We start from the raw sequence: 18430 nt of genomic DNA, 5'->3' as shown, positions 1-18430 counted from the left end.
CTGTCACCTATCGGTGCAGCAGACCCTATGGCTGCGGCAACTGCTCGGCTATGTACTACTGGATCGCTTCGACACCTTCCGCTTCGACACCGTGGCGGTCTACTGCGGCTGGGACGGACAAGTTCTCACCTGGCCGCTCCCGGACCTGTTGAGGTCAGCGGCCTCTGGGGCGGCGCCCACGCTAGAAGGCCTACGCGCCGACTTTCAGAAAGACATGCGTGAAGAACTGGATCACTACGCCGCCTGGAAAGAGCGTGAACGCTACTACTGATCAACTCGCCGTCGACTTCGTAAGCGCAGCAGCAAGACGACGACCGCTGATCGAGCACTAGTAGCGCGGTCAGCTTTGCTGCGGGCGGTTTCGCGGGTTGCACACACCGATTCCTTGGAGGCACGTGTAGCGGATGGCGGCGGCGGGCGTGTCTACGTCTCTGATACCGACGAGGCGTTCGATTGCACAAGTGCATCGACGAGGTCCTTCTCCCGGCTAGGCTGCTGGGGTGCTTGGACAGGTGCCGCTCGGCGACGAGGTACGGAATCGGATCCGTTTCGCTTTGCATCAGCTAGGCGTGCTTAACAGGCACCACGAGTTCGAGGAGCTATGCCGTCAGTTCGCCAACGCGCGCTTGGGCGGCAACTTCGTTCCAGCAACCGGTCCGGTGGGCGCGGGTGGTGACCAGGGCCGCGATTTCGAGTCATACCTCAGGGTCAGCGACGGGCCGGATGCTCGCCGCGTCGTGGGGATCTGCACCACGCAGCAGAGAAAGCTGCTAGGGAAGATCCGGAATGACCTGGCGAAGATCGCAGGATCGGCGAAGCTGGTGTACGCCTTCCTCACGGCTGATGTTCCGGTCTCACAGGTTCATGCCCTAGAGGACGAAGCGCTTGACGCATATGGGATGCAGCTCGAGGTGTTCGACGGCAACCGTCTTGCGGCGTTGCTGTCGGAACCTGATCTGGTGGAGATGGCCTACCGTCGGCTGGGTCTGGATGCGCGGGACCTGCCGGCCGCGCTGCGTGCAGATGAGGAGTATCTCGCCGCAGTGCGGGCGAGCGGCCTTCGACATGGCTGGCCCTACACCGGTGCGATTGCCCCCAACAACGACTTCTACCAACCGCAGCTCCTCAAGGGCCGCGACGGGCAGAGCCAGACGTGGGAGCAGGCGTTGGCAGCCGGTCGGCACCTGGTCATCACTGGACGCTCTGGTGCAGGAAAGTCCACCTTGCTCCGTCACATCGCCACGACGTTGGCCGATCGCTGGCTTAGCGGCGACCCACAACAGTGGTCTCCGGTGTTGCTGCACGCCCGTGACCTCGCCGAGCGAAAGCCGCTCGTCGAAGCTCTGCACATAGGTGCCACCACCGCTGTAGGTACAAGCCTGCACCGTGGACTCAACCATGACTTTTTCAATCGGACCTTGCCATCGATCCGGTGGCTGATCCTCGTCGACGGCCTCGACGAGGTGCTCGAACAGGTCCGCGCCAACGCGCTGGATGCACTCCTCACTGCGGCCGCTCACCCGTCGATGCACGTCGTGGTGACTTCACGGCCACTGCATCCGCGTGACCAAGACAAGCTCTCGGCGAGCTTCGTCGAACACAGCCTCGCCGAGCTCGACGAAGCCGGCCTCGAGTCTTTTGTCGCTCAGTGGTTCGCGGGATCAGGCAGTTCATCTCAGCATCAAGCAGCGTTGGCGCTGCGGTCCGCCATCGAGCAGGGGACGTACAACCCGCTGATGGCAAGCATGATCTGCGCGCTGGCCAGCGAGACAAACGCCGGCCCGATGCCATCCAATCGCACAGAGGTCTACGACGCGTTCGTCGAACTGCTCGTCAGCAAGTTGCCGGAGGCTGCGCACCCGGTCATCGCCGCCGTGCAGGACCGGATTATGCTTCTGCTGAAGGAAGTTGCATTCCAGGGATACGTTCTCTCGCTTGAGGTGGACTACCTGAAGCTAGCCGTGGAGTGGATCAGCGAACGCGGCATCGAAGTACCACCGCGTATGCATAGGCGTTGGCCGGAAACCGTCTGCGCTGTCCTGCTCGAAAGTGGGCTCATGGCTCTGGACGGCGCCGATCTTGTCTTCGCGCACCCCTCGCTCGAAGAGTACTTCGCCGCAAGGCATATGTCCGACTTCAGTCTCGATGACATCGTCGCTACCTTGCTCGACGCCGAGAACAAGTACTTCAGCAGCGACGACCTTCTGTTGGGAGAGCGCGAGTTCATCAGGTTCGTGATGGACCACGTGGGCGACGACCGGCTCGCGGCCGAGCTGGTATCCGCATTCCCTCTTGCTACAGAGACCCTCGCGGAGGTGATCGATGATCGTGAGCACGGCCAGCTCACCGAAGGGGCGCTCCGCACGCTCGCCAGCGACCCAGATCAGTACCTCGAGACACGGGCAGCCGCAGCCAAGGCACTCGACGACTGGTGGCCGGGGGAGGGCGTTGTGCACCGGTTGGCGTTGAGCGTCGACGTTGATGTCGACGAGTCCGACCGGCTCGGCATCATCGATGCCTTGGTACGGCAACGAGGACCGGTCGCCGCTGCGATTCAGTGGCTAACCTTTGAAAACTACGAGAAGTACCCGGATCCGGCTTACCACCAGCAAGCGATCCCGCGAGCGACGTTCGGGACGCCGTCGCCTGAGGACAAGGTGGCAGGTCTCCGGCTCGTGGTCGGCGCGGCAGAGCTCGATGACGATTACCGCGTCGCTGCCTGTACGGCCTTGGCCGAGTACGAACCAGACGATGCCTATCACCTGTTCGTCTCATTACAGCCGACGAGACTGACCGTCTCGTACCTGGCGAACGTAGGTGAGGGCTACGCGCCGACGCTCTTGGCGCGACTTGTGCAGGACGACGCCCAGCCGTTCCGTATCAGGCTCAGCGCATGCGAGGAGGTCGAGTGCAACAGCCCGGAGTTCGCACTGGACCTGTATGAGGCGCTGGCTCAATCAACCGCTCTCAGCCCAGGCCAGCGAGACCAGGTGCAGGACGCATTGGAGGCGTTGTGACCGCCTCAGTATCAGTGAAAACGGGCAAGGCCTCGCCGCCGTCGCCGATCGCGCGTCATCGGCTGCGCCGTTTAGCGAGCGATGGATCAGCCGCGCGCGGTCTCATCGGCAGTAGCCGGCGACTCGTGGCACGATTTCGGACTGAGTGGTTCAGGATGCCGATCAGGTGAACAGCCTCGCTGAGTGGTCAGACTGGGAGCCACTGGCCAACGCGATTGTGCTGGCCCCGCAGCTTCCCGCAGTGTGCGGCGGCCGAGTTCGGCTGGATCCGCAGGACCGGCGATAGCTGTCGATGGTCGCGGAACAGGGATCGAAAAGGGAAAGAGCGGAACGTTGTTGCTGATCAACTCGCCGATGACTTGCCAGCAGTGGGCTGGTCGCACACCCTAATGATCAAGGACAGGCCGTCTGATCCTTGATGCATGTTCCCTCGATCGAGTGGCGAACTCTGTGAGCATGGCCGGGCAAGAGGCTCCTTACGGTAGTTTTTCGCCCAGTTACCACACACCCTCTGGCCGGACGGCGTTCACCACACGGTCGAAGTGGACGCTGCCGAAGCGGCAGATGCTCTTGAGGAACATTGTCAAGAGCGTCGTCGCGTCAGATCCACCGCATGTCACGATCTTGTGAGATCTGCTGCCGCACAGCGGACTCGCAGCAAGGAAACCCCCGGATACGTATGGATGAGCACTTAGGTGTGCAGCTGGACTTGATCCCTGAGCGCGAGCTTGCCCGTGGTCAAGGAGATCGTCCTGACGTCGAGAGCACAGGTGTGGCCTGGTCCTATCTTTGGGAGGGCTCGCGCACAGGCGGCCGGTACCTGTTCTCCAGTCAGGTAAACCGGATCGGTGGCGTCGACGGTGAACGTCGGCGTCTGGAGCTCACCGCGGTGGTACGCGAGTTGCTTCATTGGGCAGGGCAGCAGGCTCAGGCCGACGACAGCGCGGAGCGGCAGGTATGACGACGTCGCGCAACCAGGCTTACACCTCCAACGGCGCCGCGCTGATGTTGCCATTCGGTGCCGTATCGGGTCGAGAATGCGCGATGACGGCGGGTCCTGGGGCGTCCGGATTGTCGGACCTGGCGGTGTCGCCGTTCGGGATGCCGCTGTCCTTGCTGTTCGGCGAAGTCCGGGTCGCGTGGATCGGTAGAACCTCCACTCACGATCGGCAAGATCCGCGGCAATCGCTGATGCGGCAACTGGATCGCTGCCGCGGGGCGGTTCCAGCCGCGTGGGTGATTGTCTGCCACTTCTACGACGTCGAGTCCGGTCGCATGGAGCTTGATCAACGAGGTCATGGCACCGGCTACGAGAAGTTCGACATCCCGATCGCGCGTGATGGGGGTATCGCTGATCTTCTCGACGAGTCGCAGCACTCCAGCCGGCGTTTTGATGTGGTGATCTGCGAGTCCACCGCACGTGTGGCGCGCCGGATGTATGAGGGCTTGTCGGTCGAGCGGGTGTTGGACAAGGGCGGGGTGCCCTTGTTCGCGTGGAACGAGCCGATCAAGCTCGACGGCGGAAGGGCTCAGCTGGTCCTGCAACGCAGGATCAATCAGGCCGTGGCCGAGTACGAGGTGCTCAACACCCTGGAGCAGTCTTGGGGCGGGTTGTGCACGCATGTCCGCGAAGGTTGGAATATCGGCAAACCGCTCTACGGCTACAAGGGCAAGACCTACCGCCACCCCAACCCCGCTAAAGCGGAGAAGGGTCTCACCAAGACCCGGCTCGAGCCAGACGGCACGCGGGCGGCGACGGTCACGCAGATCGCGACGTGGCGGTACTACGAAGGACTCGGCTACGGGGCCATCGCTGACCGGCTCAACGCAGACCTCGCCACCTACCCGCCGCCGGAGCCTCCGAACAAAGAGCGTGCCCGCGGTACCTGGTGCAAGTCCAGCGTCTGCGCCGTCCTGTCCAACCCGAAGTACACCGGCTATCAGGTGTTCAACCGCCGGGCGACGCGATCCAAGCAGGGGAAGACCAACCCGCCGAGTCATTGGGTGTGGTCGAGCGAACCCGCGCACGAGCCCCTCATCCCGAAGTGGATGTTCGACGAGATCGCGGTGTCCAGCAAAGCCAAGCGGGGCTCACGCTCTGGATCCACGTTCTCCTCGCACCCTCAGGCCAAGCGCACGTATGCCTTGCGGGGCATGGTGTTCTGCAGTTGCGGCCGCAGGATGTTCGGTAACCAGAGGCGTGGCCTCGTCTACTACATGTGCTGGCCCCGCAACAACAATCGAGGGCGGATCGGTCTGCATCCGCCGGGGATCGAAGCGGTGTACATCCGGGAAGAGGCGATCTTGCGCGCCACCGCGTCGCTGCTCGCGGAGCAGTTGTTTCGGCCCGAGCTCGCCCTCCTCCTGCAGGCCGCTGGAGGCGGCGGTGATCGACGTAGCGCGCACGGCGTCGTGACGGAGCAGGAGTGGTGGCGACGTCGTCTGACGGCGCTGGAGCGGCAGCAGCAGAACCTCTTGCATCAGGCGCGCAATGGCGCTCCCCATGATCCCTTCACGGCCGCGCTCCGTACCAGCTACAACGATCTGGAGACGCAGAAGGCCACGGTGGCCGCCGAGGTCGCCCGCTTCGAGCTCGCCGCAGATGAGGAAACGTTGCGGCAGCAGGACGTTCCTGTGTTGGCAGAACGGCTGGCCGGACTTGGTGAGTGTCTTGTGCGTGCTCCGGCACCCTTGCTCCACCGGCTGTTCGGGATCATCGAGCTCACCGTTCGGCTGCAGGACTACAGCGATCAAGCGACCGTCAGCATCCAGATGCCGACTTTCACGTGATCGATTATCCGCTTGATCACTAGTAGTCGGCACCACTGCGAAGCATAGCTGTTATCACCCATTTGGCTGATAACAGCGTTCATGTGGACAACGATGTCTATAGCATCCTGCATGGTGCACCGCCGACCACGTCGATGGGAGGTTGTCCGCAACTTTTTCGCCCGATTGCGTTCGGCACCATGGTAAGGATCGCTCTAGAGTTCCTGCTGCCTGTAACCACTCTGGCGGCCTCCGCGGCTGCCCCAAGCTAAGGACACGCTCTGAACCGCTACGTCTTCGCTTATGTCAATCCTGACACCGACGGGGTGTGCTGTTCGATTGCGTATGCAGAGCTTGCCGAGCGCACTCGAAACGATCACTTCCAGCCGGTCGCGTGGGGACAGATCAATCCTGAGACGCGGCTCGTGCTAGCCCGATTCGGAGTCGAGCCGCCGCCTGCTGCCGTGCAGCTGGTCGGCGACTACCTAGTCGTCTTGGTCGACACACACCATCCCCAGCAACTGCCCGAGAAGCTTGATGCCACGCGAGTGATTGAGATCATCGATCACCACCCAGCTGGACATCCCGAAGCGTTCCCACGCGCCGCCGTGCAAAACGAAGAGGTTGGCGCAGCGGCGACACTGATCGCTGAACGGTTCCGTACGGCCGGATTCTCTCCGTCGCCGCCGGTGGCCGGACTATTGGCGGCGGCTGTAATCTCTAACACGCTGAACCTCAGTGCCCCGTCCACCTCGGAGCGTGACCATGCGGTGCTCGAATGGCTGCGGCCGGTCGCGTCAATCCCTGATTCGTTTGTGCGCGAGATGTTCAATGCTTTGTCCGACACCTCCGAACTGACGACGGCGGAGTTGCTGGTAAGGGATTATAAAGCGTTTCGTATCGGCCGGATCATGGTTGGTATTACGCAGATCGAGGCCACTGAGCCGGGGGTACTCATCAATCGCGCGGACCTATCCGAACGGCTCTGTGAGTTGGCGGACGCGCGCGACGATGCCGAGCACGTGTTCTTGTCCGTGATAGGGCTGTTGGACCACACCACGACGGTGGTCGCGGTGCACCCAGCTACCCGCGAGCTCTTGACCCGGTCGCTGGGCCTGGAGTTCGACGGAGACATCGCACGGGCGCCTCGAATTCTGCTCCGCAAGACCGACTTCGTGCCGGGTTTGATCGCGTTTACCGCAAAGGATAATCGGAACGATGGCGCCTAGAAGCTGAGTCTGTCAGACGCGTTCTGGAGAGTTGGAGATGGCAAGCATGCTCGGATCCGCCAGTCTCGTCGCAGCATGTGGGAAGTTTCAGCCTTTCCACAACGAGCACCTCGAGTACCTGCTGGCCGCAGTGAATGAAGGTCAACGGTGCGTCATTGGAATCACCAATCCGGATCCGTCTTACATTCGTCACGAGCGTCTTGATCCGGTGCGTGGCCTCCCGGAGTCCAATCCTGCGACATACTATGAACGCCTCCTGATGGTGACCAACTCCTTGTGTGACGCTGGGGTTTCGCGCAATCGGTTCGAAGTAGTTCCATTTCCTATTAATGTACCAGAAAGCTGGTTGAACTATTTTCCGCGTGATGCTCTGGTTCTTCTGACTCTTTATGACGACGATCCGTGGCTCCCGGAGCGAAAGGCTCGCCTGGAGAATAATGGCCTAGTCACAAAGGTGTTGTGGCGTCGCGTGCGGAAAGGGATTAGCGGAGCTGATATCCGCTGGAGGATTGCTGCTGGGCAGCCCTGGAAACATCTGGTGCCCGCGGCGACGGCGAAGATTATATCGCTGTGCGGTATCGATGAGCGAATCCGTGCAGAGGGTACAGAGCGCCCGGATGGGAGTCGATTATGACCGTACCCAATGACGCGCATTGTTGCCCCTTCTGTGTCCCATCTGATCCACGTGTGGTCCTGCGTGGCGATGACGTGATTAGGGTGGTGTTGGCAAAGGGACCTCTGCTGCCGGGACACTTGCTGATCACCACGATCTCACACGTGGCCGCGTTCAAAGGGGTCGATACGCCAACGCGACGAGCTTTGTTCGCTGAGCGTGATCGGATAGACACTGCATTCCGCAGCGTGTACGGCCATCCGGCCCTCTTTTTTGAACATGGTGTGGGTGCCCAACGCGCTCTGACCGCCGATTTGCATTGCACCCATGCCCATCACAACGCGCTGCCGGTACCTTTCGGCGCGGCGGCGCTAGACGGCGTAGTGGAGAGGTTATGCGTCAGCGGCCTTAGCCCGATGTTGATGACCGGCGACGAGGCGCAGGACTGGTACACCACGGCGGCTGCGGACGACTACTACTACGTCGGCGACCTAAGCCGCCACTACCGCATCGACTACGCCGCTGCCCCGCCGCGGCGCCTGTTCCGGCGAGTACTGGCTGGCCTGCTCGAACTCACCGCACCCGATGCTGTGACCTGGGAGACGTGCTCGACCCCGCCATGGACCGACCCACGCACGGCACACCTCGGCGCCATCGTCCGGCAGCCACCTAAGGGCTCAATTTGGGGAGGTGCCTGATGTCATGTCCGTTCTGCACCGAGATCGTCACGGGGTTACCACCAGACCGCGAAGGGGTCACAGTGCCGACTCGCCTGCTTCGTGAGACTGCAGACTTCTTGGCAATCGCCGACATTAGCCCCCTGGTTGTTGGGCACATCATCGTGGTGCCTCGACGGCACCTACTGTCGTTCGGCGCCATTCCGGACGTGCACCGCCCGCAGCTCGGGACGCTCGTTGCTGATCTGTCAGCGACGCTCATCGAGCATGTTGGTGTCCCAGTGCTGCTCGAGCACGGCACTGACTCGGCCTCCGACGGCGGTGGGTGCGTCTCCCATGCGCACTTGCACCTAGTGCCGGCGGCACTCGACTGGCGGGAGCCGCTCGCGCGCTATCGCCTGACCGAAGTGTCCTCACTCGACGAGCTGTCGTACTGGGCGGAACGCGATCGTCCTTACATCTACGCGGGTGCCCCTTCGGGGGCAGGCCTAGTCGCGGACGAATTGATAGACATACCCAAGCAGTACCTTCGGATCGAGATCGCTCGGCAACTCGGATTACCAGGCAGGGTCTGGGACTGGCGACAACACATACTCAGCGACAACCTCACCGAAACGGTTGCGTTATTTCAGAGTCGCGAGGGAGCAGTTCAGTGAAGCGGCCGAAAGATTTGCTCCAGCAGGTGCACAACCAAGTCTGGGACTTGGTGAAGCATCTGTGGGCACCGAATGCCGCGTTTGGTCACGGAACTGACCACGCTCATCGCGCTTATGCGATCGGCATGCGGCTTGCCGAGGCGGAATCGGCTGATCCTCTGCCGGTCGGAGCAGCTTGTTATCTCATGGATGCTGGGCTCGACCTAACCGCCGGTCGGCGTAACCATATCGCTCGAGGGATTGAGCTTGCGCGGGAGGTTTGTGCCGCCATCCCTGCATTGGGCGAAGTAAGCGAACTGGTGTATATGGCCGTTGCTCACCATGAGGCTGACAATTCTCTCCCTCCGCTCCAGCCGCCAGAAGTATTAGTGGTCCGCGATAGCGACACCTTGGACCGCATGGGAAGCAGCGGCGTCCGCATGACGCTCACTTATGGCACGTGGATCAAGCGTCCGTTGCATCATCCGGGCGATCCGTGTTGCGAGCATCGTAAGCCTCAGCTCGACAGCTTCACGCTCGATTACGTACGACACCTATACTCCCTCAAGGATGCTATCTCGACCCAGTCAGGTCGAGCTTTGATCCCGGCCAAGCTCGCCGAGCAAGACGCCTTCATCACTGGATTCCGTGAGCGCTGGGAGCGGTTGGCAGGGCGCCTGCGCTACGTCGACGGGTTCGACATCGTCGACAAACTCGATCAGCTCGAACCTAACGGTGCAGCCGACCGAATTGGCGAGGAGTACAGATGACTGCGGACACGATTTCCTGGCTGCGCGGCTTCGGTGAAAGTGGTGCCGAGGGGTTCTTCCGGTGGCCGCTCGACCGAGCGTGTGAGATGGGCCTGCCCACCGTCCCAGGGGTCGTTGCTGAGTTTCGACCAGATTCCCGTCTTTTCGGTAGCGAGGCACCACAGACCGCACTCGCAGGTATATTCGCTGACCGGTTCAGTGACGGGCTGGGCGGTGTTCGTGCGACATTGCGATGGCGGAGCAACCAGGCGCCACGTCGCGTCGGCCAGCTCCTACCTCTTCTGGACTTGCCTGCCGAACCTAACCTGCTGGTCGCGAAGCGGTTTGTAGAACAGTTCGCAGTAGACGCGGTTGGGGTCGTCGGAACCCCGTTCGAGCAAACTGAACTCGCTGCCCTTGCTGAGCACGGAAGGACCCGGGATCGCGACCTTCCAGAAACTGCGCTGTCGAAGCTGGTCTTAGAAGGGAAGGACCACTTCGCACGACAGACCGGTATGCCCTTCCCGGAGACAGCCGTCGAGCAGTTTGCGCTCATCGTGGAGCGGTTGCGGTTAGCTGCGCCCGATCCAAACGCGTGGATCTCATGCTGTGTGCGCCGCGACTACTCGGAGCGCACGTCGGAGCTGTTGGGCAGCGTGCGCATCTACTCGCGCGACCTACGAACTGGTGCCGCCCGCTGCCAGGCGTATCTACTGCCGAATCGGCCGCCGCAGGAGCTTACCTGGGGAGACGGAGGCGATGCCATCGCATTAACGGATGCGACCTGCTCAGATGTGCCGACGTGGCTGTTGGAGCACGTACGCCGGTCTTGGAAGGCCATCGTGCGTATGGACCCAGCCCGAATTGCCCGACTCGACGCGGTCGCAGTGGGTGCAGAGCTTCTGATCGATGACTACGGACCTGTGGACGAGTCCGCCGCCGCACGTGTGGAGATCGCTGCGGAAGCCGCTCGTGCGTCAGATATCCAGCAATGGCGAAGTGCCCTAACGCGGCTAACTAAGGCGGACCTCGATCTAATTCTCACGCCCCGGCTGGACCTGACGAAGTCGCCTGAGGCAGCATTGCTGGCCAAGGGCACGGGAGTTGCTGCCGGCGCGTGCTCTGGCGTGCTGTGCACTACCCCGGATGCGGCGCTACGATACCGCGGCCGAGGGCACCCGGTGATCTATGTGGCCGATCACCCAGATCCGCAACACATCGCGGGGATCATGGCGGCAGACGGCCTCGTCTTCGTGCATGGCGGAGTGACGTCGCATGTCGCGGTAATCGCCCGGGGAACAGGTCGACCGTGCGTGATGGGTGTCGGAGCGGTCGCTGTCGAAGCGGACCTTGGCGGGACGCGTTTCGGCGAACGGCGGGTTCCGGTCGGAACGATGATCAGCATGGACGGGTTGAGCGGCGCCGTATACGCCGGCCAGATGCCCCTCGTTCATCCTGCACCACACGCTTTTGAGGCGTTACGAACCGTTCTGGACCGCTGCGACGCTGAGGCTGGACTGGCTGTCTTCGCCAACGCCGATACCGCCCAGGATGCAGGAGTGGCTGTCCGCGACGGTGCTCGCGGGATCGGGCTGTGTCGACTAGAGCATCTTCTTGGTGGCTCGCCATACCTGTCGACTCTCCAGGAGGCACTGGTGCTCGCGGTTGCCACTGCGCCGCAGACGGCAGTCAAGGCCCGCGCTGCCCGTGCGGTGGACCGGTGGGGCGCCAGCAGTGGGGCGCTGGCCTCGCTAGCCGACGCGACACATCATCTCGACCAACACCCCCTCAACGACCGCTACCGCAAGATTCTCGCCGATCTTTGCGAGGGTATCTCCGTCGAACTGCAGGCGATTCTGCGCGTGGCGCAAGGGCAAAGAGTAGTTGTACGACTTGTGGACGCCCCCGGATCGGAGTTCCTATCCCCGGACGACATAGACCTCGCTAGTCGATTAAATCTGCCACCTGACGACTATAGACGGGCCGTTGCGCGGTTGACGGGGTCGGATCCGGCGCTAGGGCTCCGTGGCGCGCGGCTGCTCGTGCTCGCTCCCGAATTCACTGCTGCCCAGGTCGAGGCGATCATGACCGCAGTGTGCCTCGCTGCGGATGTTGACGTGCACCAACGCGTACTCGTCGACATCATGGTCCCGTTCGTAACCGCACCCACTGAACTGGTTGCCCTGCGTGGACTGGTCAAGCGAACTGTCACGAGCCGCCTTGGCGCTGACCGAGATGTCGTCGTTCGGTTCGGAGCGATGGTGGAGACACCACGTGCCGCGCTGCTAGCCGGGGAACTAGCCCAAACGGCGGATTTCTTGTCGTTCGGCACCAACGACCTCACTCAGTTCACCTGGGCGTGCTCGCGAGACTCTGCCGGCGATAGCTTCCTCAACCATGGTCTTTACCGGGACCTCAACCTCGCGCCGTTTGATCGCTTTGACGAAGAGGGGCTAGGTGCCCTCATCTCGCTGGCCGTACGCCAAGCTCGCGAGACGGCGCCAGGTATCCCGATCGGTGTATGCGGGGAATTGGGCGTGGATGCCAGAGCGGTAGCGTTTTTCTCCCGAATAGGCATCGACTACGTAAGCAGTACGCCGTTACGAGTGGCCTGCGCACGTCTGGTCGCAGGACAGCGAGCGCTTCCGCAGTCCTCGACGGACTCGAGGTCCACTGAGAGCGCGGTAGTCGCACCGTGGGAGATGCCATGCACATCGTGACCATGGCCTCCCGGCGTGGAGCAGGCGTGTGGTCACATTTGCCGAGCCTCACGGTCGCGCTGCTGTCTCGACGTAAGGATCCAAGCACGGCACTCTGGGTAGACCTGGGACGCCGCTACGAAATGCTCAACCACCTTGGCCTTGCGGCTTCACTCGTGCAGGAACGAGCGTCGCTGGCTGGGATCGTGGACTGCTGCGGTGAGGAAACTGCAACCGATCCTTCTGCGTTATTGGAACTAACTGCGGCGACACTGGGTGCACATGCGTCTGAAGGCATGGCCGGCGACTCGAGCGACAGAGGATATTACGGCGATGCGCCACCGATCCGGTTGTTAGGCCCCGGAATCGAACAGTACCGCTCCGCTGTGTCGAGTTTTTCCAGCCAGGGGCATCGCGTCTTCATGGTGCCGCTCGAGGTGCCGAGTCCGCCGGCCAAGATGCCCGTCGTCACCAACCGCAGCGCGGAATTTGCCTCGGCCGTCCGGCGAATCGTGCGTGCGACTGATCCGCAGTATGTGTTCCTGACGTGCGAGGGGCAGCCGGAAGCCCACCTGTTCGGCGAGCAGCTGGCAAATAATACGCTGCTTCAGTGGGCTCTGGACGTTTCTGCAATAATCCTCTGTTTCGTACGCCACGACTCAGTGCCTCGCTTCCATGACAGCGTCGCGATCCCTGCTCTGCTTAGTCGGAATCCGCGTTGGCGAAATAGGCTGCGCCTGGCGCTGACGCGCGCTACGGAAGAGCCCTCTGTCCCACCCGCGATGCAGGACATGGTTCTCGGTCACCTTCCGTTTAGTCAATTCGTCGGGCAGGCGGTGAGCCTGGGGCGGATTCCCGTATTCGACATTCCCCGCGGACGACCAAGTCCTCCCGAGCAGAACCGATATATGAGGTCGATCGAGGCGTTGGCGCAACGCCTCGATGAATCGCTCGAAGCGGTAGTGACACCGGGGAATTGTCTTCAAGAACAGGCCCGATCATGAGCATGCAGACTGACGTGCGGGAGCGGTTCGCCCTCATCGCCGTTGCAGGGACTTCAGCTTTGAGCGAGCACGAGCTGGCCACAGAACCGCTCAAGTGGCTCAAGTATCTCGTAATGGATCGGGTAGGGCTCGAGCCGATCGGCAAGATCGCCAGCCAGATCAGTCGGTTCGCGCTGAGCGACACCGACGGGACGCGAACGTGGATTCGCGAGCAGTTCAGTGCAGCCACCGACCGAACCGGACAACTCGTCGTCATCAAGATTGTACCGTGGGGTGTCGGTGCGCAGCTGGCGAACTACCGTCTTACGTTTCCTGAGGAAATTGATCAGACCCTCGATGAGATTCAGCGGTCGTACAAGGGACTCGAACACGAGTTGTGGTGCTGTGGCTCCTCGGTTGGGCGAGACGGGTTCAACCTTGGGGGACGTCTCACCTATCCTGGTGGAGGTCGGGACCAATTCCTGGAGTTGGTCTGGTACGGCAGTCCTCGCAAGGTTGAAAGCGCGCTTTTGCCCGATTTTGACTTGCCTTATCTGCGGGCCGTACGGTCGCTTGGTGGACTCGGCTTCACCGTGGAGACGCTCCGTGTGCCTGATACATCGTCATATCCACCGCCTGACAACCGCATCTGGATCGACGATCTGCGTCAGGTGGCGCGCATGCTGGCCACCCGTGCACCTGCGATGGCGGACCTCGTGACCGCCCTACACGATATCGGCGCACAGGAGATTTGTTTTTGCTTTAAGGTCAGCGACGGTCGACTGACGATCATCGATTGGGACACTGAGATCGAGAGCAGCGCCAATGATGGACTATGGACTTGACGAAGACCTGACTCGAGCACTTCGCGACTACATCGCCTGGATTCGCTTGGCGCACCGTGACGTGGTAATCCGGGGCATCGGCCGTAACGGGGCACGGTCGGCGATGTTTCCGTTGATAACGACGTACGTATCCCTGACTGTTACGGGTGCAACGCAGAGCGCCACGCCGCCGCGTAGCACCCCGCCTGCAGCCGGGTTTGCGCTTGAGCCGATCGATTTTAGTGCACTCGTGCCGGGAGGGCCATATGGCCCTCCCGGCGAACAGCGATCAGGCGATCATCAGATCGTCGCCGAGTCCATCCTTGGGGTCAGCTCAACCGCCGTAATTACTGGGGGCCCCGGTTCCGGCAAGACCACAGTACTTAAATATATCGCACTCGCACTTGCAGAGTCAGCACTGAACCCCGAAGCAAATATGACGGGGAAGCTTGGCCTGGGCGAACGCGTCCCTGTGCCGGTGTTTATTCCACTCAACGGATTCGCGACCTTTCTTGATGGCCGCCCCTACGGAGCCAATCCGCGAGAATTTACGCTGTTGCGTTTCGCCGAGCACTACGTGATCCTTCGTCAAGCGTACCTGGACCTGCCTGAGGACTTTTTCGCCCGACTACTGCAGCGTGGGGTTCCGCTAGTTTTGTTGCTGGACGGGCTCGATGAGATCGCTGACGAGAATCAGCGCATCATGGTTAGCCGCTCAATCGAGGACATTGCTCAGACGCCTCTCTCGTGCTCAATTCTGGTTACGGCGCGGCCATCTGCGTACCGAGGGGGCGCCGTGTTGCCGCCCAGTTTTCCAGAGTTCGAGATCCGCCCGCTGGAGCGGCAGCAGGTCAATTCTATGGTCAGCGCACTCTGTGACGGCCTCTATGTCGACCCTCAAGAGCAGGTCAAGAACAAGGCCGATCTAATCCGTGCGGTTGATACGCTAGAGGAACACCGCGAAACCCTCGGTCTCGGTGCTGGACGATTGATCACTAGCCCGCTAATGGTCCGCATGCTGTTGACTCTTCACCTGGGCGAACATCGCGTAGTCGAGCAACGTGCGCAACTGTTCGCCGCGTACATCGACGCTTTACTGGCGGCGACTTACCACGCCGACGCTGCCGTGGCACAGCGGCTGACCGAAGTAGCGGGTCCTGCCATCCTTCAGCGGGCACTGTTGTGTCGGATTGCCTTCGAACTCCATAAGCGCGAACGTTCGGAGAATCCTTTCCTCACCCACGATGAGTTGCGTGGGTTTGCAGTCTCGTTGCTAGGCGAAGGTCTGAATACCGCTGAGGCGGTCAGGGCCGCAGACCGCTTCGTCGAGGCCACTCGTCAGCGTGGCGGCCTGCTTGAGCTGGAGGGCAGTTCATACCGTTTCGCACATTTAGCGTTCCAGGAGTTTTTGGTCGGCCGATACTTCGCCGATACCCTCCGATCGGCTGCGGCAATCGCAGAATTCTCGATGGGAAACGCGCGCATCGCTTCGCCGTGGTGGCGGGAGCCGATCCTATTCTGTATCGGGCACCTATCCACCACAGACCCTGAAACCGCTGTTGACCTCGTACGCAGACTTGGACTCTTGATACCTGGACCGTTACCACAAGCTGACGTCGAACTCGCGGGGTTGGAGCTGGCAGGGCAGGCATGTATCGAATGGCAGCTCGGCCAAAACCTGGACCAAGACGTGACTTGCAGAATCCGCGAGCGACTCTTGGACGACCGTGTTGGTCTGACTTACCCTCGCCTTCGTGCCGCGGCAGGCCGGATTCTCGGTGCACTGGGGGATCCCCGCCCCGAGATCATCTCGGCCGAGGCCGCGCTCATGTGGGTGCCAGCTGGGCCATTCCCTATGGGACACTCAGCGCAAGCCGCTCGTATCAACTTGCCGTCCATGCAGACCGGCAGCTACTTGGTCGATGTGGGTGAGTTTGCCATTGGTCGGTTTCCAGTAACGAATGCGCAGTACGCATGCTTTATAGAGGCGGGCGGCTATCGATCCGATGCGGCCCACCTGTGGACAGATGCCGGCTGGTCCTGGCGCCAGACCCACAGGATTGGTGAACCAGCATATTGGAATAATCCACTGTGGACTATGTTAAACCATCCAGTCGTCGGTGTCTCTTGGTATGAGGCCGCCGCGTATTGCAAGTGGCTTTCATCGGTTCTCGACCGGGATATATCCTTGCCGACGGAGGCCGAGTGGGAGAAAGCGGCACGTGGTACTGACAGGCGTGCGTGGCCGTGGGGTAACGAACCGATTCCTGTGGCCGCCAACACACTTGAGACCGAAATCGGTCAGACAACCTGCGTCGGCCTCTTCGGGTCCTATGTAGGCCCTTATGGCGTAGAAGATTGCGCTGGCAATGTCTGGGAATGGTGTGGTAGCCAGTTCCGTGACTACGGCGAATATCATGCCCGGGACGGCCGTGAAGATCTCGCAGGGGCGGCGCCAAGGGTCGTTCGCGGCGGTTCGTGGCTAAATGGTCACGATCACGCTCGACTTGCCAATCGAGACCATTACTTCCCAGGAGACCGACACTTCGACCTGGGTTTTCGGATCAAGGAGCGGCGCTGATGCGGCTCACAGAGAGAACGTCCGACTGCCTGTACCTCGACTACAATGCTGCCACTCCGTCTGATCCACGTGTGGTCGACGCGCTGAATCATGCGCTGCTCACTCTTCCTGGCAATCCGTCCAACCGTCATCACCGCTTCGGTCGGGACGCTTCCGTCGCACTCAATGCCGCGCGTGCTGAGGTTGCCCGCCTTTTTGACGGCTGTCATTACCAGGTGATTTTCACCTCCGGGGCCACCGAAGCGCTGAACTTGGCACTGGTCGGCATGCGGCCTGCCCGAGTGCTTGTTAACGCGACCGAGCACCGTGCTGTCTTGGAGCTGTGTCGCACACTTGCGCACGGCGGCGCGCACGTAGAAAAACTGCCGGTGGATGCCGATGGCAGGGTGGACCTAGCGTTTCTTGCCTTCGCGCTGAAAGAACCGGCATCGTTGGTGGTGCTCCAGTGGTGCAACAGCGAAACCGGAGTCCTCCAGCCGCTTGATGAGGCACTAGAGCTTGCGCATGCTCATGGCGTGCCGCTCCTATGCGATGCTGGCCAGGCAGTCGGCAAAGTGCCCATATCGCTGCTACGGCGATCGGTCGACATGTTAGTGGCGTCCTCCCACAAGATTTACGCACCGCCAGGTGTTGGCGTGCTCATGCTTCGGGAGAATACGATGGCTGGACGACTGCGACCGGTGCTATATGGCGGCGGGCAGGAGTTCGGATTGCGTCCGGGCACCGAGAACGTACCGCACATTGTCGCGTTCGTCAGGGCCCTGGAGCTGGCGGTCGGTGAACAGGACTTCGACAGTCGCCGCATACGCACCATCAGAGACGCATTTGAGGCTCGCCTCACAGCCATGACTACCAATGTCGTGTTCAACGGTGTGGGGGCAAATCGAATTGCCAATACCAGCAACTTCAGTCTCATTAACGGCCAGGTGGCAGAACTGCTGAATCAGCTAACAAACGTCGCGGTTTCTACCGGTTCGGCGTGTGAGAGCGATGACCCACGGCCCAGTCATGTACTAAGGGCAATGGGCCGCTCCGTCCATCTAGCCGCCAACGCCGTGCGCGTGAGTTTCGGTCGCTTCACCGCCGACATGGACGGCGTGGTCGCGGCGAACCGGATCGCTACGGCAATTCACGAGTTGCAAGTGGAGGCACCATGACGCAAGGCCTCGACTGGGGCAACGTGCCGAGCTGGGCCAGCGCGTTCGTAAGCTTGCTGGCGCTGTGTTCGGCCGTGTTCGCCGCCACGCAGGCTTGGCGAGCACTGAAGATCCAACAGGCCGGCGACCGAAGGGCGGAGGCAGAGCTGCGCAAGCGTCTGGACGAAGAGCAGCGCGCGCAGGCCGCCAAGGTCAGCGCCTGGGTCTCGATGGTCCGTGACAGCACCACCGATACAGCGATCGCAAACGTTCGTAACGCCTCCGAACTGCCGGTTTATGACCTGACGGCGCAGATCTGCCTTGACGGCCGGATGGTCGAGACTTTAGATGCCGGCGTACTACCGCCGAACAGCGAGCCGTTGCGCCGACCGCTGACGTCGTCAGGTCGTTCTGTTGATCGATGGGGAGTCACGTTGACCTTCCGCGACAGCGCGGGACTGTCGTGGCACCGCGGCCAAGATGGCGCGTTAACCAAGGTGAACCCTGTGAAGCCGTAG

15 protein-coding genes are annotated in these 18430 nt (G+C 61.6%); all 15 read left to right on the top strand.

The annotated features are described in order from the left end of the window. Positions 1-13: 13 nt before the first annotated feature. Positions 14-271 carry a hypothetical protein gene (locus ND450_RS19645; protein WP_253327519.1) on the top strand — a complete coding sequence of 86 codons (258 nt, stop codon included), beginning with the start codon at positions 14-16 and terminating at the stop codon, positions 269-271. A gap of 229 nt (positions 272-500) precedes the next feature. Beyond that, the gene (locus tag ND450_RS19640) at positions 501-3017 is read left to right on the top strand and encodes an NACHT domain-containing NTPase (RefSeq protein WP_253327518.1); all 2517 of its coding nucleotides are present in this window, start codon (positions 501-503) and stop codon (positions 3015-3017) included. Positions 3018-3714: 697 nt separating this feature from the next. Continuing rightward, a complete protein-coding gene (locus tag ND450_RS19635) occupies positions 3715-3978 on the top strand; it encodes a hypothetical protein (protein WP_253327517.1) in 264 nt (87 codons plus the stop codon). Next, a complete protein-coding gene (locus ND450_RS19630; protein WP_253327516.1) occupies positions 3975-5807 on the top strand; it encodes a recombinase family protein in 1833 nt (610 codons plus the stop codon). The genes ND450_RS19635 and ND450_RS19630 overlap by 4 nt, the downstream gene beginning before the upstream one ends. A gap of 260 nt (positions 5808-6067) precedes the next feature. Next, the gene (locus ND450_RS19625; protein WP_256557556.1) at positions 6068-7015 is read left to right on the top strand and encodes a DHHA2 domain-containing protein; all 948 of its coding nucleotides are present in this window, start codon (positions 6068-6070) and stop codon (positions 7013-7015) included. A gap of 37 nt (positions 7016-7052) precedes the next feature. Beyond that, entirely contained in the window at positions 7053-7649 is a 597-nt protein-coding gene (locus ND450_RS19620) for a hypothetical protein (protein ID WP_253327514.1), read from the top strand. A gap of 119 nt (positions 7650-7768) precedes the next feature. Beyond that, the gene (locus tag ND450_RS19615) at positions 7769-8326 is read left to right on the top strand and encodes a hypothetical protein (RefSeq protein ID WP_253327513.1); all 558 of its coding nucleotides are present in this window, start codon (positions 7769-7771) and stop codon (positions 8324-8326) included. 62 nt (positions 8327-8388) lie between these two features. Then, on the top strand, positions 8389-8961 hold the full coding sequence (locus ND450_RS19610; RefSeq protein WP_253327512.1) for an HIT family protein: 573 nt from the start codon (positions 8389-8391) through the stop codon (positions 8959-8961). Beyond that, a complete protein-coding gene (locus ND450_RS19605; RefSeq protein ID WP_253327511.1) occupies positions 8958-9710 on the top strand; it encodes a hypothetical protein in 753 nt (250 codons plus the stop codon). Before ND450_RS19610 ends, ND450_RS19605 begins: the two co-directional genes overlap by 4 nt. Beyond that, positions 9707-12409 carry a putative PEP-binding protein gene (locus tag ND450_RS19600; RefSeq protein WP_253327510.1) on the top strand — a complete coding sequence of 901 codons (2703 nt, stop codon included), beginning with the start codon at positions 9707-9709 and terminating at the stop codon, positions 12407-12409. The genes ND450_RS19605 and ND450_RS19600 overlap by 4 nt, the downstream gene beginning before the upstream one ends. Beyond that, the gene (locus tag ND450_RS19595; RefSeq protein ID WP_253327509.1) at positions 12397-13392 is read left to right on the top strand and encodes a hypothetical protein; all 996 of its coding nucleotides are present in this window, start codon (positions 12397-12399) and stop codon (positions 13390-13392) included. The genes ND450_RS19600 and ND450_RS19595 overlap by 13 nt, the downstream gene beginning before the upstream one ends. Before the next feature lie 2 nt (positions 13393-13394). Then, positions 13395-14216 carry a hypothetical protein gene (locus ND450_RS19590; RefSeq protein WP_253327508.1) on the top strand — a complete coding sequence of 274 codons (822 nt, stop codon included), beginning with the start codon at positions 13395-13397 and terminating at the stop codon, positions 14214-14216. After that, positions 14197-16776 carry an SUMF1/EgtB/PvdO family nonheme iron enzyme gene (locus ND450_RS19585; protein WP_253327507.1) on the top strand — a complete coding sequence of 860 codons (2580 nt, stop codon included), beginning with the start codon at positions 14197-14199 and terminating at the stop codon, positions 16774-16776. Before ND450_RS19590 ends, ND450_RS19585 begins: the two co-directional genes overlap by 20 nt. Continuing rightward, positions 16776-17933 (top strand): cysteine desulfurase family protein, encoded by a 1158-nt coding sequence (locus tag ND450_RS19580; protein ID WP_253327506.1) that lies wholly within the window; start codon positions 16776-16778, stop codon positions 17931-17933. Before ND450_RS19585 ends, ND450_RS19580 begins: the two co-directional genes overlap by 1 nt. After that, positions 17930-18430 (top strand): hypothetical protein, encoded by a 501-nt coding sequence (locus ND450_RS19575; protein ID WP_253327505.1) that lies wholly within the window; start codon positions 17930-17932, stop codon positions 18428-18430. Before ND450_RS19580 ends, ND450_RS19575 begins: the two co-directional genes overlap by 4 nt.

This window comes from Lentzea sp. HUAS12 (assembly GCF_024125735.1).
Classification (GTDB): Bacteria; Actinomycetota; Actinomycetes; order Mycobacteriales; family Pseudonocardiaceae; genus Lentzea; species Lentzea albida.
The sequence above is the reverse complement of the archived record's forward strand: the minus strand, read 5'-3'. Positions and strand labels throughout refer to the sequence as shown.